Source organism: Hathewaya massiliensis (genome assembly GCF_902143515.1).
GTDB classification, from domain to species: Bacteria; Bacillota; Clostridia; order Clostridiales; family Clostridiaceae; genus Hathewaya; species Hathewaya massiliensis.
Window position 1 is genome coordinate 79419 of the sequence record NZ_CABFVD010000008.1, and the last position, 21148, is coordinate 100566.

Consider the following 21148-nt stretch of genomic DNA (forward strand, 5'->3'; position numbering starts at 1 on the left):
TGTAAGAGTATAAAACTTCATAGTCTTTTATATTTTTAAAATAATCTCATCTGCTCTTCAATTTTTAACCTTGAAGACACCATAAATTCATTCTTTTCCTCATGTTCTTCCTTACCTTTTACATGGTCCCCTTTTAAATACTGGGTTCCTGCCTTAAGTTTTGACTGAACTGTATTTAGTACATATATGTTGTTAAACCTATTGTATATAGAATCTCCACCTAAGCCAGTAAAACATATTAACTGAGTATTGCTTTTTTTAGCAATATCCATTAAAGGTTTTAAAAGGTGAGAGGAACTTGTTTGAGCAAATGGGTTATCCATTATTAAGACCTTTCCACTTTCATATTTAGTGAATATATCTTTAAAATCCTTTCTTATATAAGTAAGAAGGCTTGATAAAATTACAAAGGCTGATAGGAAACCTTCTCCTCCTGAATTTTTTGCAACTTCATCCCAGCTTATTTGTCTTTGCTTTTCTTCTTCGATTTTATATAGTTTTATTTTAACATTGCTAGTTCCTACGATTTCATTGTAGAGTTTATAGCTTGTTATTTTTGTGCTAATTGTATCTTCTATATTTTCATTTTTATCTAATATCAATAAACAATGCTCTCTAAGTTCTTCAATATAATCTTTTAATTTAATCTTATAGGACTCTTTATTTTCTTCCCATTCGGGAACATATATAAGAAGCATTTTAATTCTTTTAGCTCCTATATTTATAGTGGAGTTATTATCTATTTGGCTTAAATTATCATTAATATCTTTGATATACTCTAATAAACTTTCTATAATTTTTTCTTCCTCTTTGTTTATTAAGGATATATCTTGTAATAATTTTTTTATAAGGTCACTATATGATTGTTCTACTATATTTAATTGTTTTAAAAGCTCCCTTGGTTTTTCTAATAAATTATTAAAGGTCTGTATAGGCTGCCTAAAGGTTTCATCCTCAATAAAATTATTTTTTTGATATAACTTATAATTTATTTCCCTTGAAACTTTATTTATAACACTTTCTTCGTCTTTTGCTAGATTTCTTAAATCTCTTTTCATCATGCCTAAGGTGTCACTTAAGGTATTAATATCAAGTTCAATTTTTATTTCTTCCTTTATTTTTAAATCATTGTATTCTTTTAAATTATCAAGATTTTTATCTAGTTCCCTTCTTATTTTTGAAGTTTTTTCTTTTAATCCTAGGGTATTTTTAATTCTTAACTTTATTTTTTCTCTCTCTTCTTCATAATTTTTTTCAAATATAAGTTCTCTTTCTTTTAATAATTCTGTATTAAATTCTTCCTTTATTCTTTTCATCATAGCAGTAATTTCAGTTTCTAGTTTTACTATATCTTCTTTTAATTTTTCTGATTTTTTTCTTATTTCTTTTAAGTATTTTTCTTCACTTTTTAAATTTTCTTCTAATTCTTGTTCCTCGTGGATGTCATACTTAACTTTTGTATACTCCTCTTCTGAAAGAAGATATTGATTTTCTTTTAGACTAAGATTTCTTTGAGCCTCTTTAAACTTTTTATCTGATTCTGCAATTTCTCTAATTAATTCCTGTTCTGTACTGCTTATTTCCTTGTTAAGGGCTTCATATTCAGCAACTAAGTCCTCTTTATCTTTAAGTATTATTTCTCCTGTCTTATATATACTATACTTAGCTTTTTCCTCTTCAAGCTTTTGTCTTTCATTTATATAATTGTTTAAAATATTTCTTCCATCCTGAAGTCTATTTTCTATATCTTTTATTTCTGTGCTTAAACTATTAATTTTCTCACTTGTTACCTTAATTAATTCTTTTGCTTCTGAAAGTTCAAACCTTTGTTTTTTGTATTTACTATATTCTTCTTTTAATTCATTGAAATCTATAGATTTTTCTCTATTTAACTTTAGGGATTCCTTTATTTTCTCTATAGTATCTTTTAAATTATAAATTTCTTCTTTAACTTTTGTTAGTTCTTTACTTATTTTAATTTCATTTTCTCTTAATTCTTCTGCCTCGTTGTTTAAATCTTGTAATTGAATTTTTATATTTTCATAAGCTGCCTTTGTTAATTTAGAGGTTTTTATTATGGATTCCTTATCTCTATATAATTTTATATCTTCTTTTATTCTATTTAATTCTTCATTTTTTTCTTCTAAAATTCTCTTATTTTCTAGAATTAATTTTTTTAATTCTTCTTCATTAAGTAGTTTATTATTAAATGATATAAGAAACTCTATGCCATCTAAACTTACGATTGATTCCTTATAATCCTTCATATCATTTTTAATGCTTTCTCTCTTTATAATTACTATAGGGGTAGAAGTAAAAATATCTATGGGTTCTTTTTTTAGTATTTCTATTTCCCTCCAATCCATAATTAAGGAATATGGAATAAAAGGGTTATTTTTTATAATATCTAAATTTTCTTCCTCAGAATAACCATTTTTCTTTAACCACTCCATACCATATACTATTTTTATATCACGTTTTTTAAATTCATTTTCTAACTTAGTAGAAAGTTCTAATACCTTTCCTGTTTCAAGTTTAAATATTTCATTTTCTATATTTTCTATAGAATTTCTTATTTTTCTTTCCTCATCAGCAAATCCATTAATTTTACTATTAAAGGCAAAAGCTATTTTTTCAAGATTAAATAATTCTTCTTCCTTAAAATCAATATATTTTATAATTTCTCTACGTTCTTTTAGTTCTTCTTCAGCAAGATTTAATTCTTTATTTTTTTCGTCTAAATGCATAGCTATCTTAGTTTGGTTACTTTTATTTTTCTCTTTTTCACTTTCTAAGATTTTCTCTTCTTCTTTAGACTTAATTAATTTTTCTCCAAATTGCTTTTCTTCCTTATCTAAGCTTAAACTCTTATCACTTATATCTTTTTCTAAGTTTAAAACTTTCTCTTCATCTAATAAACCTTCAATATTTCTTTGAAGACTTTCTTTGTATTTTTTATTGAACTTTTCTTCTATTTTATTAAAGGATTCTAAATAAGCTATTAACCTTCCCTCTTTACCCTTTAATTCATTTATGCTTTTGTTATTATTTTTTAAATTTACTTCTGCAGTAGTTTTTTCTTCTTGCAAACTTTTAAGTTCTTCACTTCTCTTATCTTCTTTTTGCTTTATATCTTCTATTTCATTATTTATAATTCTTCCAATATTAAAACCTATATTATCTCTTCTTGGTGCCTTATCCTGATTTTTTTCTTTAAGAATTTTTAGCTCATTTTCAAGTTTTAAAAGCTTTTCTGAACGTTCAATATATTCACTATGAAGTTTTGAACATGTAAAAATATTTATTTTTCTCTTTAAGTTTTCAACCTTTTTTTCAAGTTCTTCCTCTTCTTTTTTGCTATGCTCATACTTTTCATTAAAATTACTTTTCTCTTCTTCTTTTTTATATACTTCTAAGGACTTTTCTTCATATTCTAAACTTTTAAGCTCTTCTTTAAGATTATTAAATTCTTCTTCTAAGCCCTCTTCTTCTCTAATTGATTTTTGAAGTTGACTTTCTAAATAAACTATGGTATTAGCTATTTCATTTTCTAGTGCTTCTCTATTTTCAATAATTTTTATAGCTTCCATAGTAGTTTCTTTTATTTCCTTTGAAAGTTTATTGAAGAGTTCTATTTTTTCTTTTTTATCTATTTTACTTTTATTTTCTTTGTATTGCTTTATATAACTATTTAAAATATCTCTATAATTTTTTATTCTATTTTCATCCCTAGTTATCTTGTCTTCAATTGCAGGTATAAACCACTCCTTAACCAAGCCCTCTACATTTTTAGCATTAGAAAAAAGCTCTGATAATCCTGACTCTTTTAAATTTATTTTCTTTATAATATTTTCCCATTCTTTGTGATTTATATCATAGATCATTAATTTATCAAAATATGCCCTTGTAGTTGTAGAACTTGTCATATCATAATAATTAAACTCAAAGTTTTTATCCTTCTTTAAATCTTCAAATAGCTTTTTACTATTTGCAAAGCTTTTAACCTTTTTCTTTCCCTCTATGTTTTCAATTATAGGTATATTTTCTATATCATATCCATTTTTATTTTTATACTCATAAATAAAGTTTATTATATCTAGTTTATCCTTTGAATCTTCATCACTAATATCTTGTTTTTTTCTAACCATCATACCAGTTAAAACATAGCCACCACCATTGTCAAGCTTCCATTCTACTAATATATATGTAGGTACCTGAGAGGTAAAATAACTCTCAAAGTTTCTCTCTTTTACATTTCTAAATCTTTTATTAACAAAGGGCGCCATTATCATCTGAACTAGAACAGACTTTCCCCCTCCATTTCTTAAGCTAAACATGGTATCTTCACTATCAAGATTAAATATCTCATCATCAACTCTCATAGAATTATTATTATAATTTAAGTTTACAATTCTAATACTATTAATTTTACTCATCTATTTTCTCTCCCATTACTCTTAAAACTCTTTCATAATTATTTTTATTAAGTAAGTTCCAATCCATAAAACTATCTAACTTAGGTGTAGTTTTAATAATATCATCATTTTGTATATAATAAATTAGTCCTTGTTCATCTAGAAATCTTAAAATCCCATCTACAAAACCTTCTTTTGTGGTTTTAGATGTAGTCTTTTTATCTAAGCTCTTTAAGGATTCAAATTTCTCTAATAAATCTTTAAAAATTATTCCTGAATCATTTTTATAATCTTCATCCTGTTCCCTATCTGCTTCCTTATTAGCTCCTTCTGTTAATCTATCGCTTATAATATTTAAAAATTCTCCTATTTTTATGTAATCTCTAGATTTACTGCTTATACCTTGTGAACTATAAAAATTTATAAGCAAGGTTAAGATTATAAACTGAGATAAATAATAATCCTTGTCCGTAGCTCCTGATTTACAAAGTACTCTTTTAAGCTCCCCCTTTGAAAAGCCTAAAAAATCATTTTCTTCCTTTGGAATCATATATATAACTCCACCATATTTTTTAATCATGGCATCTGAATCTTCTCCAAGTTCCTTTACCAAAGCTTCTATATTTTCATTATCTGAATACGCCTTGTACAATTCTTCTTCTCTGATATTTAATTCTCCATGCTTTAAAAGATAATAGTATATTTTATTACTTATTTTAATTTCTTCCATTAAATAACTCACAAAAATCCTCCTCTACTGTGTAACCCTAAATAAAATGTCTGAACAGATGAAATTTTTCAGCTCTCCGTCCTCATCTAATACTCCTGTAAGATGTATATCCTCATTACCACTTAACTTTTCTACTGAAATCTCTTTGATACTTTTTAAATTTATGTTTTCATCTATTATATCAAGAATGGTTTTATTTAATTGAAATTCTATTTCCCCACTTTCCACAGTATTTTCTCTCTCTTTTTTTATGTCCTCTATATTTATCTCTCTGTTTTTAATAAGCTCAATAATAACTTCTCTAAAAATTCTAACATTTGGTATTAACTTTTTAATAAGTATAGAACTGTCTTCAATTAGTTTTTTAATTTCACTAAGAGAAATATGCTGTTTTTCCTTTGCTAATTCTAATATAATTTGCAAAACACCTTTATATTTTTCTAATTTCTCTAATTTTCTTCTATTCTCTTCTTCCATAAACTCTTCTTCATTAAAAGTTAATAGTTCTTCCTCTTCATCACTATTATTTTTTCTACTCATTTTATATAAAAAGGCTTTATTTATATTGTAGGTTTTACGCAGCTTATTTTTAAATATAGGTCTTAAAAATATATGTATATCCCCTATTTTGCTTATATCTTCAATGACTTTATCATATATCTCATTTTTAAAATTAAAGCGTTCAATTAATGCCATTTTAGATATGTCTTCTAATTCTTTTCCATAAATATCTTTTATGTCATAGTGTTTTAAAAGAACCCTCTGATCTTCATCAATGGTTCTGCTTAAATACTCCTTAATAATCCTAAGATTATTTAAATTCTCTTTCTCTTCCTTATTTAATTCCTCTATATTAATATCCTTATGGATAAATTCTTTAATCTTCTCTTCCACATTTTCTCTATGTATACTAAACTTTTGCTTACTATTATTTATAAGTTCTAAGTTTCCATCTGTAAGTTTATTATACTCATCTACAGAGTAACTAAGTGGATTTTCTCTAATCCTTCTTATATCATCCTCAATTTTCTGAACTCTTATTCTAAATTGATTAAATATATTTTTTATATCATTAACTGCCTTATCATAGTCTGCCTTCTCTAAGTGCATTTTAAAAATAATTTCATCAATAGTAATCTTTAAGTTTTCTTCTACCTCTAAGGTTGAAAGCAACAGGGAATAACCTTCTTCAGTTAGAGAATAAGTAACTCTCCTAACTCCTTCTATATATTCCATTTTATTTTTTATAAAACTTATATTTATATCATTATATTCTCTTTCTTTAAAATTAAAGGCTCTAAAATACATTGCCCTTCCTTCATCGCAAAGTATTGTATTTACAATAAACTCTCCAAGTGCCTTACAATCTTCATAGGTAATTTCTTTTTTAAAATATAGTGAATTTATTTCATCAATAAAAACACTAATATGATCTAAGGTGCAGATCTCTTCCTTTAAAGATTGTTCCATTATATAAAGTAGTACTGCAAATATCATATTATCTTGCTCATATCCCTCTTCAAAACCGTATTTTTTCCAAGTTCCCTTAGCTATACTGTTTCTAAAAAGCAAAGCATATGCCCCTATTTTCTTCATTCTTATATGATGTGAATCTAAGAAACTAAAATCCATATTCCTCTCCTTATTACTTTTAAAAATTTTTATGTTAATTTAAGCTATACCCTTTAATAATTACTATAAATCAGTTCTCTTTATAGTAATGCCCCTAATCTATTCCATATTTATATATAGAGTCCTATAAATCATTAATATTTATAATTTCCTGTGGTATATACAGGTCTTCCTCTAATATTTCTAAAATTCTTTTTCTAATCTCTGGTGTAAAAGAATTCAAAAATTCATCACCTATATTTCTATTTTGTCCCTCTTTGGTCTTTTGCAAAGGAATATTTTCTGTAAAAGCCTTAGAAATCATGGCTTCATAGCCTTTAACAAAGGGAGTAATTTTGTAATTATTGTGATTTACCCTGCAAAGTCCTTCATATATTACGATGCCCTCATAATCAAGATCTCCAAAATATAATATTTCATTTTCCCTATTTGAAACATACTCCTCTACAGAAATTTGAAAATCTTTAAATGCCTTATTTATATTTTTTCCACCACCATAGATTACAGTGCTTATATCTTCCCCTAAAATATTATCTCCCTTACTAATTAAATGTCTTCTAAGGGTATAATAGGTATCCTTATTTTCTATAATTAAAACCTTCTGAGGTATATGCTTTGACGCTGAATAGTAAGCTAAGGGTTCCGATGTATCATAGTAATTTAGAAAGTCTAAGCTTAAGCCTAAATTTTTTAATATGGTTTTACCTTCACCCTTTTGAAGAAACTTCTCCATGCTCCATATCTGAAAGGCTCTTTCATTCATAGAAATTGGATTTAATAACTCCTCTTTATGATTTAAAATAAAATCATTAAGCTTTAAAATATACTCTCTATGTTCCTTGTATTTATCAATATGTTTTTTATAATAAGAAACATCAAAATCTACAGTGACTTTATAAGTTAATTCATCTATTAAAGCACTATTATCTTCTTCTTTTTTAATTATTCTATATCTACTATGTAGTGGTGGATTTTTTCCATTTAAATTACTACTTTTTACAGGCTCTATTTCACCTAATTCTATAGAATTGCAAATTTTATTATATAGGTTTAAATAATCATCTATCTTAAACATCTCTTTAATTTCATCTAGTGCAATAAAAGTATTTTTAAAATTTTGAAATTTAGACATTTTTCTCTCCTATTTATATTATTACATACAAAATAATTGTTCTATTCCTCTTAAATTTACTATAAGTTAATTTTTATGTCAAAATATTTTCTAAAAACTAAGGTTATATCTTATTCTTTAGAAAATGAACCATATAAAAAAGCAGTTATCATGTAATTCATGTAATAACTGCTTTTTAGATATTAAGCCTTATTAGAGGTTTCTGTAATAAATATTATACTAAGAGTTTTAATATTTGAACCTAGGCTGTTTTAAAACTTTAGAAATATTTTTCTAAATCTTTTATATCATCCATTTCAAAAATTTCTATTGCTATTATATCCATGGTATCAGAGGATAAAGTTTTAATTTTTTCCCTGTATTCATTAGGAACTTTCTTAAATTTTTTTATTAATTGTTTAATTAATATTTCATATTTGCCTTCAATCTTCCCTATAGTTTCTCCTTCTTTAAGACCTTCCTTAAGACCTTCTTTAAGACCTTCCTTAAGACCTTCATCTCTTATCATTTTTCCAATTTCAGTCATAGTAAATACCTCCTTAAATCTTCTTCTACTTTCATGGTCACCAAACTTTTCTAAAAGAGCATAAAGTAAACTTAAGCATTGAAGTTTATTGTTACCTTCTTTAATTTTACCAGCAAGTTCGATACTCTTTATAGTTCTTACTGATTTATCATCTTTACCACTCATAAGAGGAATAAATGTTAAGCTAAGAATCTCTTCTTTTGTTAATTCATCTCCTCTTTCTATCTTTTCTTTTAACTCATTATATTTTTTATCCCCATCTAGGCTACTCATATAAAAAGCATCTAATTCGTATTTTATAGTTCCAGCATCTAATTTTGTTTTTGCTTCTTTTATATTTGAAGAGTATATTACTAATGTTTTTACTTTTCTATTATGTTTATAGAAAAGAGATGCATCATAAAATTATTATAGCATAAACTTTCCTATAGGGAGTACTTCTTTAATTCACGTTTAATAAAACTTATAATGCCAGCATATAACCATCTTTTATACTATTTATAGTAAGTTCAATCATATATAGCATCCCGTTAAATCCTATAAATGGAGTTCTATTATATATTAAAACTTTACTTAAATTAGGATTGGATATTTGTATTTTTATAGGACTATCTGACATTTTAAGAAGAGCCCCATCTCCAACTATAATTTGTGGACTATACTGGTTAATTAATTCCATTTGTTCTTCTTCTGAAATGTTAATTTTTATTTTATCCTCTAGTCCTTCTTCTATATTAAAGTAGTTATTTCCCTTTTTATTATGTTTTACAATGCCACAACATATATTAAATCCCATTTCTTTAAGCATAGGATAAATTCCATTTACCATATCATAATATCCAGAGATTATAGTACTTTCACATTTATTCTCTTTTATAATTGTCTTTATCTTCATAATAGCATCTTCAATATATAATATTTTTTCATCTAAATAAGTTTTATTTCCTTCTACTCCTATAACATCTTCAATATCTCTAATCCATTTTAATGTATTCTTTAATCCATAAGGTCTTCCTAATATATATTCTTGATTATATCTTTCCTTAAGAATTTTAGCCCCATCTATTCCTTCTGACCTAATTACAATATTAAACTCTGCTTCTGATGCCTTTTTAATCTTTTCTAGGGATGTATCTGATGTAAATATGCAGTTACATGTATACCCAAAAACCTCTTTCATGATTTCCTTAATTTCATTTACATCAGATTTATAATTAAAATAATCTACTTGGCTTCCTATTATATTGTAAGTCTTAGCTTTCTTTTCTAGGGGAGCTTCTACGATTTCTTTACACAATAATTTAATTGTATTTCTAACTCCTAAGGTAAAATCTCCTTTAAAGCCTCCTGTATCAATAGGAATCAATGTTGCATTTACCTCTTTTTGAAGCATAAAGCAAATACTTTTAATATCAATACCTATAATTGCTGTAATAGATGAACCCATTACAAATATAACTTCTGGGTTATGAATTTTATCAACTTCCTTAATAGCTTTTTCTAATCTTTCATGGCTTCCAAAGGCTATATCTGATTCATCTAAATGAGTTGTAAAACACTTAGCTTCTTCTTGGGCATTTAATTGCATAAATCCTTCAATGGAAAAATGGGTTGTTCCTGCTGGTCCAAATTCCACAATATATGCATCTTTAATAGATCCAAGTGTCCATAATGTTCCCATTCTATCAGAAGGTACTGGAAAATATCTATATAAATTCATTACTTTTCCCCCTCTTTCATGTGTTTTTTCATCATGTAATTTGCCATTCCCTTTGGAACAACTTTCATCATCCTCATGGCTTTTAGCATTTGTGGAGGAATACTATCCATTTTAGATATGATTTCTTTCATCTCAGCTGATAAGAAATCCATGTTCATTATTTCTTCCATTCCTTCTGGCATACTTTTATCTTCGCTTTTATTTTCATTATCTTCATTCTTTTGATTTTTCATTTTCTCTAAGATTTTTCTAGCATGAAGCGGTATGTTGTCCACTTTTCCCATAAGAGAGAAGATATTTCTTCCACTTAATAGTACATCTATTACAGTTATAGGTACTTCAAAACCTAATTTTTCTCCTACTTCATCCATTACAATTTGCTTTATTCCTCTTTGTATAAGTTCCATAGGATTTTCATGACCTATATAATAATCTACTTTTAGCTTATCATAAAATTGTCTTAAAGGAGCTACATTTGCAATTCTTGAGATATATGGATTGTAGTTTTCCTTTATTTTTTCTATATAAATATTATCATTTTCATATAATTCTCTTACTTGTATTATTAAAGGTTCCATACCTAAGTCACATAAAAAACTTGAGAATTCAAAGGCATTCATAGGTGTATTTCCATATATAAAGGTTTTTCCTTTTAATTTTTCTTTGCTTCTATCTATGGTTTCTTTTAATTTTTCTTTTAATATTTTAATGTCTTCTGATAGGTCTATTTCTAAAACTCTTTCAATTTTTCTATAGGACTCTTCAATAGTATTTAAATCAAAATGCTTGTCAAAATACACATATTCAATATTAAAATCCTCTTTCATTTTTTTAGCTAATTTAAGTGCTGTAAAATCTGTAACTATATTCAATTTAGCTCTAGTTGCCTTTTCTAAACCCTCAATAGTACAATTGGAAGGTATACTTAAGTTTATATTTACATTATTTTTCTTTAATAATTTATATAATTCCGTATTTTCAATACCTGAATATCTGTAACCTAATATATTTATAGTTTTTTCTATACCCTGTGATGGTTTCATTAATTGTGTAAATGCTTCTAAGGTTCTTTCAATGCCTGGAATATGGCTGTTACATTTGAAATGCTCAGTTTTTACAACCATAAGTTTAGAATTAACTTTAGGTTTAATTTCTTCTACAATGGCTTCAAAATCTTCTCCAATAAGTTCAAGTACACAAGTTGTTACAATTAATATACCCTTAGGCTTAATTTCTCTATCTATTTTTAAAATAGCTTCTTGTGTTTTTTTATTACATCCAAATACTATATCATTTTTATTTGCTACAAAAGATATTACATTATCCTTTCCTTTTTGCCTAACATGGGCAAAATCCTTTGCATAGTATGTACATTCTTCTGTGCCTGCTACTAATATTACTAAATCTTTTACATAGGTACTTGTCATTATGCTACCAAATAAGGGACAATGTGTTCCTGGAAATTGAGCATAGGATAATTGTTTTATATCTTTATCTTCTTTAATATTATCTAATCTAACTGCTTTTGATAAATCATATAAATACTCCAATTTTTTCTCCTCCTATGCTCTTTCTATTATTTTATCTGCTAATTTAAAATAAATTTCACTCATATCTGAATCCGGAAAGGCTTCAACCACTGTTTTTCCTTGATGTTCTGCCTCTTGAATAGTTCTATTCCTTGGTATATAATGAACAACTTCTGTTCCTATTTCACAAGCTGTTTTTTGAACTAATTCTTCCTCATTTTCTACGTTTTTTGCATTTAAAATAAGTCCTTCTAATTTTGCATATCCTCTACTTTTAAACTGATTTACCGCATTTGAAATATTAGTAGCTGCATACATGCTCATCATTTCACCACTAGTTACTATATACACTTCCTTTGCATAGCCATTTCTAATTGGCATAGCAAAACCGCCGCAAACCACATCTCCAAGTACATCATATATAACTATATCTGGTTTATATTCTTCAAAAGCTTCAAGTTCTTCTAACTTTTCAAAAGCTGTTATTATGCCTCTTCCCGCACATCCTATACCTGGAGTTGGTCCCCCTGATTCTACACATAAAACTCCATTAAATCCTTCAACTACTATATCTGAAAGTTCTACATCCTCATCCTTTTCTCTTATAACATCAAGAACTGTAGGAATAAATATTCCTCCAACTAAATTTTTTGTAGAATCAGCTTTAGGATCACATCCTATTTGCATTACTTTATATCCTTTAAGTGATAGCGCTGCTGAAAGGTTTGAAACTGTAGTAGATTTCCCTATTCCTCCCTTTCCATAAATAGCAATCTTCCTCATATAAATCTCCTCCATTAGTCCGTCTATATGCTTTTTATTTATTGCAATTGATTTAATTTCATATGAAAACCTTAAATAAATGATATCAATTATCAATATTTATTGCTTATAATTTTTTTGGAGTTTTTATAATTTCTTTATATTCTCCCTTAATTATTAGCCTTTTTTCTCCCCCATCAGTACAGGTAACTATGGTTATATTTTTTTTATTTTTATCTTGTTCTAACACATTTATTTCAGTTGGCTCTACAACAAATTTATCAGTTATTTTATATTCAAATTTACCTTTTAAGGTTTTTAATATAATCTCATCTCCGATTTCTACTTTATAAAGATTATTTAAAATTTCTTTATATATAGAACTACTATGTCCTGCAACAGAAAAATTTCCATATTCTCCTGGCATAGCTGTATCTTTAAAATGACCTAATGCATACCGTAATTGATCTTTTCCTATTCCCTCTACAATTACAGATTTTAAATTTATAGAAGGTATTTCTATAGTTGATATTTCATCACCAATCTTAACTTCTTTTTTATTACTCTCATCTTCCCCATGCTTATGCTCAATTAATTCTCTTTCATTTTTTTCCGCATTTAATCTACTATTAAAATTATCTATTAATTGGGATTCTTTATTTTTAGAGTATACCTTTATACTTAAGGATGCTAAAATTAATGTTATTCCTAATATAATTAATAGAATAGATATAATATTTTTTTTCATGTTAGCTACTCCTTTTTATAATTGTTATATACGAAATAACATAGTTTTTTTGTAGTTTGTAATTTTTTATGGTTTAGCTATAGTTCTTAACTGTATAATTTTCACTACTTTCAGTGCAAGTCTTCTTAGGAATAAAAATAAGCTTTTCTCCAAATTGATTTCTCAATATGTTCATCTCCACGTTATAAACATTTTTTATTAATTCTTCATTTAATATGTCTTCTGGTCTACCTACAGCTTGTATCTCACCATTTTTTAATACCAAAACTTTATTGCTATACTTAGCTGCTTGATTTAAATCATGTAAAACCATGATAACTGTTAATTTTAAGTTTTCATTTAATTCCTTTACTAACTCTAATATTTCTATTTGATTATTTATATCTAAATAAGTTGTAGGTTCATCTAATAATAAAACCTTTGGTTTTTGTGCAAGGGCCATAGCTATCCAAGCCCTTTGACTTTCTCCGCCAGATATGCTAACTATTTTTTTGTTTTCCATATGCTTAAGATTAGTTTTTTCAATTGCCCAATCTACTATATCTTCATCTTCCTTGTTTAACCTTTCAAACCATGCTTTATGAGGGTTTCTTCCAAAGCTAACTAATTTTTTTATGGTCATATCCCCCTCAGCCATATTTCTTTGAGATAAACAGGCCATTTCTTTTGCTATATCTTTACACTTCATATCCCAAAGGAATTTTTTATCTAAATAAACAGTTCCATTCATAGGTTTAATTAATCTTCCTATGGCTTTTAAAACCGTTGATTTTCCTGAACCATTGGGACCAATTATGGTTATCATATCCCCTTTTTTTACATGCATATTAAAATCTTTAACTATAACCTTTTCTTCATATCCTATTTTAAAATCATTTACTTTAAGCATTACACTTTTTCCTCCTTAAAAGAAATAAGAAGAATGGGCAACCTATCATTGCCATCATTACACCTACAGGTAATTCTATAGGTCTTGCAATAAATCTAGCTAAGGTATCTGCTAAAAGTAGGGTAATTCCTCCTAAGACTGCGCTCATTGGTATTAAGTATTTATAATCATAGCCTAATATAAGCCTACATACATGTGGAACTATAATACCAATAAATCCAATGATTCCTACTGCAGCTGTACTTATTCCAGCTAAAAATACTGCAACTAAAGATATTAAAATTCTTGTCCTATTTACATTAACTCCTAAGTTAGTAGCAACTTCATCTCCTAGGGCCAATAAGTTAGCTCCCCTAATACAAAATAGTGCTAATATAAAACCAATAATGCAGTAAGGTAGAAAATAATTTACTTCTCTCCATCCTCTATAAGCCATGCTTCCATTAAGCCATAATAAAACCCCTTGAATTTTATCACTGTTCATAATAGCTAAAAGAGAAGTAGCTCCTGAAAATAAAGCATTAATGGCAACCCCTGATAGAATTACTCTCATAGGTTTTATACCATTATCCCAAGATAAGAAAAATACTAATGCACATGCTAAAATAGCACCTAAAAACGCCATCAAAGGCATAATTTTATAATGTTGTGGGAAATATAGCATCATCAAAATAGCTACTAAACTTGCCCCTGAGGAAACTCCTGTAATTCCTGGATCTGCTAATGGATTTTTCATAACTGACTGTAATAAGGCCCCAGATATTGATAAACTACTTCCTACAAAAGTTGCTAATATGATTCTTGGTAATCTCATGTTCATTATAATGCTTTCATTAATTTCAGTTCCTTTGTCTAAAAAAACATCTAGTATTTCTCCAATAGATATATTTACACTACCTAATCCTATGGTTATAACTGTTAAAAATAATAAAATTAAAAGAGAAAAAAATATTGAAAATATTTTTGTTCTATCTTTCATGTCCTTCATATCTTCACCATTTCCTTACTTTTTATATAAATATTCTTTCATTTTTTCTAAAGATTCCATTGCCTTTACATCCCCTGTTACTCCAAAATATATAGGGTCTAAATCATATATTTTTTCTTCTTTAACCGCTTTAAATTTACTCCATTGAGGATTTCTTTTAAATTCCTCATTTACTTGTTTTTTAGCTTCATCTATATATCCATGATACATTCTAAAGATTATATCTGGATTTTCCTTTAGTGCAACTTCTAAAGAAAATGGCACATAAGGTCCTTTAATTTTAGTGTCTACCTTAGAGGCAATATTTTCTCCTCCTAATTCAGCTATAAGACTTCCTGCAAAGGATTTTTCTGTAGCTAACATGAAATTTCCTGGTGCACCAAATAAAATCATTACTTTTACTTTTTTATTTGGATTAGTATCTTTTAATATTTCCTTTTCTTTATTTTCAAATTCTTTAAGGATTTTTTCACCCTTTTCTTCTTTTCCATACTCTTTAGCTAATTCTTTTATAGTTTCTTTTACTGCTTTATAAGAACTTAAATCACAATACTTAGCATTTATCCTATTAGCTTTTATCTGATCTCCTATCATCTCTTGCAACGCCCCAGATGTTACATATACATCAGGATTTAAACTTCTTATTTTTTCTAAGTCCGGTTTCATAGCTAGACCTATTTCTGGTACATCCTTTATTTTATCTGATATACCATATTGAGTACTTGGTCTTCCTACTATTTTAATATCTAACTTTGCTAGCATTTCAGCTACTGCCATGCTTCCAGCAACTATTTTCTTTTCCCCATTGTTTTTATTTACACAACTTTCTGTTTTATTTTCTCTTCCACAGGAAACAAATGTTACGCTTATTATAATAGCCATTAGTATACTTAAGAATTTTTTCATATATAAAATCCTCCACCATATTACTTGCTTATTAAAATAAACTCTATTTTAAGAGAGTAGATACTTTCTTAAAATAGAGTATTAAATTATATACTGTTTATAAACTAAGCTTTTTTCCTACTTTTTAATCCTAATCCTAATGTTACAGCTAAACCACCAATTATTGATAAGGTTTTGGTAGTAATAGGGGAACCTGTTTGAGGTAGTGTATCTTCCTTAGCAGTATCACCCTTAACCTCTACCTTTTCTGATGTGTTATTAGTATTATCTTTTTTTACAGTATTGTTTTTATCCGCATTATTAGCAGCCTTTATTTCATTATTCTTTGTTTTATTATTCTTTGATGGTTTGTTTTGTGAAGAATTACTAGATAACTTAGTAATATTATCATTAAATACAACTCTAAATTTAACTTCTGCATTTCCCATAGGTACTACATTCATTTTAAACTTAACATTAGTATTTAGATCTGGTACTTCAAATCTTATTGATGCTACTTTTCCTTCCTTATCTTTTTGTACTGTTTCATAGTTTACAGAATTATTATTTATAGATATTTTTATATTTTTCATCCAATCCATTCTAGTAATTTTTAAAGTAGCATATTTTTTATTATTTTTAACTTCTAAATCTACCTTCTTATTTACATATTGTCCAGCCATGGATAACTCTTCTGCATTTTCTTTAAAAGTTTCTATACCTACATTGTATTTTCCATCTTCTAACTTTGAATTTTTTACACCAGTTGCACTAGCATAAACTTTTATATCCTCTTTTTTAATTCCTTTTGCAAAAGCTTGTGCTGATGATAAAGTTACACAACTTGATAAAGCTATTACTGATAAAACCTTAAATATTTTTTTTCTCATATGACTGCCCCCTATATCTTTTAAATTCTATTTTCTATATTTTCTAAGTGCAAATCCTAAAGCTGTTATGATTGTTCCTAATGTAGCTAAAGCTCCTGTATTAAATGGCATCCCAGTTTTAGGTAATGCAGTTTTCTTTTTAATTGTCTCTTTTTTATCTTCTTTGCTTATTTTTTTATTTATTTTATTGCTTGTCTCATTGTTTATTTCTTTATTTTTATTTTGAATCATATCTTGATTTGTTTCTTTGCTTGTCTCATTATTTATTTCTTTGATTACATTTTGAGTTGTATCTTTGTTTGCTTCTTTGCTTACTTCTTTGTTTGTATCTTTATTTTCTTCTTTGTTTGTATCTTTATTTAAATCTTCTTGTAAATTAGTAGATTCTTTTATTAAAGTAAGAGTATTTTTATCTGGTACCAATCTAAATGCTACTGTTGAATTTCCCATTGGAACTACATTCATATGCAGCATTATCTTTGAATTTAAACTTCCTATTTGGAATCTTATCTTTCCTTGCTCTTCTCCATTTTTGTTTTTAATTCTATCTGTAATTTGTGGAGTTATTTCTTTTCCATCTACCGTTACTTTAAGGTCTTTCATCCAATCTATTCTATTTAAAGATACTGTTATATACTTATTACCATTTTCTATTTCGCAATTTATATCTTTAATATACTGAGCTGCCATAGATGGATCATCACTATTTTCCTTTAAGATTTTTGCATTTAAACTATATACTCCATTTTTGAACTCTTTTTTATCCTCTGGTTTTTGCTCTGGTTTAGTATTCTCACCCTTTTTAGCTACTGCATTCGCTATATCACTAAATATAAGGCGTTCAAATCCACCTGCTGAAATTACTGATTTAATAATTCTATATTCATTTCCCTCTTTCATATCAGGATCATTATATGTTCCTTTGGTAACATCTTTTTCGTTTTCATTGACAGCATCTTCAATTGTAATGTATTTACCATTTGGCTCTTTCTTTTGTATCTCCGTTACAATTCTCCAGTCATTACTCTTTTCACGTAAATATTCTTCAGGTGTTTTTCCATTTAATTTTTTATTATATTCATCAACTGAACTACAATTATCCATATATGTTTCCCAAAGATACATATCTAATGCTGATAAATCTTGCTTCCATGTTAATTTACCATCTTTAGCAGTTAACTGTAAGTTAAAGGTGTTTTTTTGCGGATAAAATCCCTTTTTAGATAAATTAGTTATATTTGGTTTTCTATTTAACCTGTTTAATCTAAAATTAAATTGTCTAACATTTGGCAAAAGTTCTTTTATATTTTCTGGAACATATGTTAACTCGTTATCATATATTTCAAAAGTTGATAAATTTCTAAGATTTTTATAAACTTTATCTGGTATTTCTTTAATAAAATTATTGTTTAAATGTAAATTTGTTAAATTGCTAAGTTCACTCAATTCCTCTGGTACTTTTTCAATCTTATTTGCATTTATAGATAAATTTTTTAATTGTTTTAGTTTTCCGATTCCAGTAGGAATACTTTCTATTTTATTGTCATATAAATATAAACCTTCTAAAGCTGTTAATTTATTAAAAATACCATCTGGTAATTCATTTAGTTGATTCTCTGAAAGTCCTAAGGATTTAAGATTTTTTAGTTTATCAAATGTACCTTTTTGTAATTTAATAATATAATTTTTACTTAAGGATAAGTCTGTTAAATCTTTTAAATTGTCAAATATACCTTCTGGTAATTCAACTATTCTATTTGTGCTTAAAGACAATTTTTCTAATCCTGTCAATCCATCAAATACCCCTTTAGGTAAGTAACTAATATTATTTCCATTTAAGTATAATTCAGTAACCCCACTTCCAAGATGGCGAAGTCTAGATATATCTTTTATCTTTTTACTTGATAATTTAACTGCTCCTGTAGCCTTTCCAATTTCTTCATCAGTAACAATTCCATCTCCATCTTTATCTAAACCAGCATCTATCAAGGCTTTATTAAATTCAGCGCTTGCATCAATTGCCTCTTTATCTTTATTAAATCCATCCCAACCCTTTATACAATTCTTATCAAACACAAATCTTACTTTTTTATATTTATCAAAATTTCCAATCTGACTTTTTCGACCACCCATATCACTAACAAGTACGCATGCTAAATGATCTGAATTTAAATCTGATATTGGGATTTCAAATGTTTTCATTTGATAATTTCCTTGACTATCTGGCTCACCTTTATATGTTGCTTTCGTTTCTGGGTATTCCCCATTACTTTCCATTCGGAAATCAAGTAAACTAGATGCAAGAAGAGTATTTAACATTGTTAAAGTAACTTTACCATCTTTAACCTCAACCTTTGCCTTTTCATCAAAGAATCCGCCTAGCATTGATTCATTTTCAGGTATATCTGCTCTATAAGCTTTAAAACCTATGGTATAAATTCCATCAGTAAGATTATCTGTAGATACATTACCTTGAGTTACAGTTACTTTTCTTGTTTTACTTTCGGTTTGTCCATTATAAGTTACAGAATAAGTCACTTCATAAGTTCCTTCTTTAGGATTTTTCACATCCAATTTTCCTGGATTAACTTTTACTTCATCTGTTAAATCTATTTTTTCTTTACCTATTACATAAGCAAGTACACCAGACTTCAAATTGATGGGCTCACCAGCTGTTACAGCTATGTCTTTCATTATATTTATTTGAATATTTTCTTTTATTGAAGTTCCTACTGTAGATTCTTCTTGACTTATTAATGTTCCGTCTTTCTTTATTTTTATTCTCATATCATTGTAGCCATCTACTTTAACAATGATTGTATTTATATCTTCCTTAAATGCCTTATCGTTTAATTCTAAACCACCCATATAACTTAAATGGTATTGATTGATACCAAAATTAAAATTCTGCTCATATCTAACTCCGTTTACAGTTACTTCTGCTGGTTTAGTTTTTTCATTGTAAGAACTGCAAGCATTTACGTATTTTTGAAGTTTGTCATTTTGCTCAAAGCTTATTTCATATTCAACTCTTCCATAAATTTCACCATATCTAGTATTAGCTATCTTAGGTAGTGTAGTTACACTCTTCCATTCCTCAGTTTGCTTATCAGTATCTGCTGAGTTAGTTGGTTTTTCAGGCTTGGAAATACTTCCATCATCAGATGCTGCTTTATCTAAACTTACCTTCTCTCCATCTTTTTTGACTTTTATTGTCATGTCTTCATATCCATCAGCTTTAATAACAATTGTATTGCTTCCATCCTTAAATGCACTTGGATTAAGTTCAAATCCTATTAATCCAAAACTATAACTATTTTCCTTTGTTACATCTCCACTATTGTATTGGATTCCATTTACTGTTACTTTATTTGCTTTATTTACAACTGTCCTATATTTATCAACGCAGTTCCAGTCATCATCTGTTTTAGAAAGAAAGTTAATTCTATATTTCATTAAATCTGAATAAAACTTTCCATATTCCACCTTTTCAATTTTAGGCAATTCAAGTTTAACTTCTTCTTGAGGCTTTGTATTATCTACATCCTCTGATTTTATTTCTTCTTCACTTACAAATGTACCATCCTTTTTAATCTTTATTTTCATATCATTATAGCCATCAGCTTTAACAATAATTGTATTTATATCTTCTGTAAATGCACTTGGATTAATATCGAGTCCTAATGTTCCAAAATGATAATTGTCTTTTTCATTTACAAGTCCGCTATTATCATATTTAACTCCGTTTACTGTTACTTTATTTGTATCATTTATAGCCTTTATATATTTTTCAAACTCTTCAAATTCTTTATCTGTTGTACTAGGAAAGCTAATTCTGTATTTATCATAATCTCCATAAAACTTGCCGAGTTCTGTTGTCTCAACTTTAGGCAATGTAGTTACATTAACTTTCTGACCTTTTGATTCTTTTCCATTAACCTTTGCACCTATCTTGTTTGAAGTTATACTAGTAGCTTCTACCTTAGATTCTGTAGCTGCAATAACAACTTTAGATGTTCCACCAAGCATTAACGTTGTAGCTACTAAAATGCTTATCCCCTTATTAAATCTTTTAATATTTTGCATATAATCGCCCCTTATTTTATTTATTTTTCTTTAATTCAGCATATAACCAGTAAAATAGTTGACTGCCAGATTCAATCTTATATAAAATCCAATGTTATATTAGAAATTATTTGATTATTTACTTAAAATTATTAACTTTTAAACCCTAATAAATGATATCAGTTATCATTTATATTTTCTTATACTTTTTTTCGATTTTCTATAAATATTTTTGTA

At 27.2% G+C, this 21148-nt stretch carries 14 protein-coding genes; all 14 read right to left on the bottom strand.

What is annotated here, in order from left to right:
• Nucleotides 1–35 precede the first annotated feature (35 nt).
• Nucleotides 36–4436 carry a coiled-coil domain-containing protein gene (locus FNZ64_RS13595; protein ID WP_142415549.1) on the bottom strand — a complete coding sequence of 1467 codons (4401 nt, stop codon included), beginning with the start codon at nt 4434–4436 and terminating at the stop codon, nt 36–38.
• Nucleotides 4429–5157, bottom strand: a complete 729-nt coding sequence (locus tag FNZ64_RS13600) for a DUF6063 family protein (protein WP_142415550.1) — start codon at nt 5155–5157, stop codon at nt 4429–4431. Before FNZ64_RS13600 ends, FNZ64_RS13595 begins: the two co-directional genes overlap by 8 nt.
• Nucleotides 5158–5169: 12 nt before the next feature.
• Nucleotides 5170–6777, bottom strand: coding sequence for a hypothetical protein (locus FNZ64_RS13605; protein WP_142415551.1), 1608 nt, complete (start codon nt 6775–6777; stop codon nt 5170–5172).
• A 124-nt stretch (nt 6778–6901) separates the two neighbouring features.
• The gene (locus FNZ64_RS13610; RefSeq protein WP_142415552.1) at nt 6902–7909 is read right to left on the bottom strand and encodes a Wadjet anti-phage system protein JetD domain-containing protein; all 1008 of its coding nucleotides are present in this window, start codon (nt 7907–7909) and stop codon (nt 6902–6904) included.
• Between the two features lie 259 nt (nt 7910–8168).
• A complete protein-coding gene (locus tag FNZ64_RS13615; RefSeq protein ID WP_243129290.1) occupies nt 8169–8708 on the bottom strand; it encodes a DUF4351 domain-containing protein in 540 nt (179 codons plus the stop codon).
• Nucleotides 8709–8898: 190 nt separating this feature from the next.
• Nucleotides 8899–10155 (bottom strand): nitrogenase component 1, encoded by a 1257-nt coding sequence (locus FNZ64_RS13620; protein WP_142415553.1) that lies wholly within the window; start codon nt 10153–10155, stop codon nt 8899–8901.
• The gene (locus tag FNZ64_RS13625) at nt 10155–11705 is read right to left on the bottom strand and encodes a nitrogenase component 1 (RefSeq protein ID WP_142415554.1); all 1551 of its coding nucleotides are present in this window, start codon (nt 11703–11705) and stop codon (nt 10155–10157) included. The genes FNZ64_RS13620 and FNZ64_RS13625 overlap by 1 nt, the downstream gene beginning before the upstream one ends.
• A gap of 12 nt (nt 11706–11717) precedes the next feature.
• The gene (locus tag FNZ64_RS13630; protein ID WP_142415555.1) at nt 11718–12467 is read right to left on the bottom strand and encodes a nucleotide-binding protein; all 750 of its coding nucleotides are present in this window, start codon (nt 12465–12467) and stop codon (nt 11718–11720) included.
• 106 nt (nt 12468–12573) lie between these two features.
• Nucleotides 12574–13194 (bottom strand): class D sortase, encoded by a 621-nt coding sequence (locus FNZ64_RS13635; protein WP_142415556.1) that lies wholly within the window; start codon nt 13192–13194, stop codon nt 12574–12576.
• A 73-nt stretch (nt 13195–13267) separates the two neighbouring features.
• Nucleotides 13268–14083 carry an ABC transporter ATP-binding protein gene (locus FNZ64_RS13640; protein ID WP_142415557.1) on the bottom strand — a complete coding sequence of 272 codons (816 nt, stop codon included), beginning with the start codon at nt 14081–14083 and terminating at the stop codon, nt 13268–13270.
• Nucleotides 14076–15071: a FecCD family ABC transporter permease gene (locus tag FNZ64_RS13645; protein WP_142415558.1), complete on the bottom strand. Its 996-nt coding sequence runs from the start codon at nt 15069–15071 to the stop codon at nt 14076–14078. Before FNZ64_RS13645 ends, FNZ64_RS13640 begins: the two co-directional genes overlap by 8 nt.
• Nucleotides 15072–15086: 15 nt before the next feature.
• A complete protein-coding gene (gene isdE / locus FNZ64_RS13650) occupies nt 15087–15977 on the bottom strand; it encodes a heme ABC transporter substrate-binding protein IsdE (protein WP_142415559.1) in 891 nt (296 codons plus the stop codon).
• A gap of 104 nt (nt 15978–16081) precedes the next feature.
• Nucleotides 16082–16846 carry an NEAT domain-containing protein gene (locus FNZ64_RS13655; protein WP_142415636.1) on the bottom strand — a complete coding sequence of 255 codons (765 nt, stop codon included), beginning with the start codon at nt 16844–16846 and terminating at the stop codon, nt 16082–16084.
• A gap of 27 nt (nt 16847–16873) precedes the next feature.
• Complete coding sequence (locus FNZ64_RS13660; protein ID WP_142415560.1) at nt 16874–20932, bottom strand: NEAT domain-containing protein; 4059 nt, start codon at nt 20930–20932, stop codon at nt 16874–16876.
• Nucleotides 20933–21148: the final 216 nt, after the last annotated feature.

Bases quoted from the DNA above. Each gene is read 5' to 3' on its own strand.
- FNZ64_RS13640 (WP_142415557.1), bottom strand. From the start codon at position 14,083: ATGCTTAAAGTAAATGATTTTAAAATAGGATATGAAGAAAAGGTTATA.
- FNZ64_RS13660 (WP_142415560.1), bottom strand. From the start codon at position 20,932: ATGCAAAATATTAAAAGATTTAATAAGGGGATAAGCATTTTAGTAGCT.
- FNZ64_RS13655 (WP_142415636.1), bottom strand. From the start codon at position 16,846: ATGAGAAAAAAAATATTTAAGGTTTTATCAGTAATAGCTTTATCAAGT.
- FNZ64_RS13635 (WP_142415556.1), bottom strand. From the start codon at position 13,194: ATGAAAAAAAATATTATATCTATTCTATTAATTATATTAGGAATAACA.
- FNZ64_RS13605 (WP_142415551.1), bottom strand. From the start codon at position 6,777: ATGGATTTTAGTTTCTTAGATTCACATCATATAAGAATGAAGAAAATA.
- FNZ64_RS13620 (WP_142415553.1), bottom strand. From the start codon at position 10,155: ATGAATTTATATAGATATTTTCCAGTACCTTCTGATAGAATGGGAACA.
- FNZ64_RS13630 (WP_142415555.1), bottom strand. From the start codon at position 12,467: ATGAGGAAGATTGCTATTTATGGAAAGGGAGGAATAGGGAAATCTACT.
- FNZ64_RS13615 (WP_243129290.1), bottom strand. From the start codon at position 8,708: ATGAGTAGCCTAGATGGGGATAAAAAATATAATGAGTTAAAAGAAAAG.
- FNZ64_RS13610 (WP_142415552.1), bottom strand. From the start codon at position 7,909: ATGTCTAAATTTCAAAATTTTAAAAATACTTTTATTGCACTAGATGAA.
- isdE (WP_142415559.1), bottom strand. From the start codon at position 15,977: ATGAAAAAATTCTTAAGTATACTAATGGCTATTATAATAAGCGTAACA.
- FNZ64_RS13595 (WP_142415549.1), bottom strand. From the start codon at position 4,436: ATGAGTAAAATTAATAGTATTAGAATTGTAAACTTAAATTATAATAAT.
- FNZ64_RS13645 (WP_142415558.1), bottom strand. From the start codon at position 15,071: ATGAAGGACATGAAAGATAGAACAAAAATATTTTCAATATTTTTTTCT.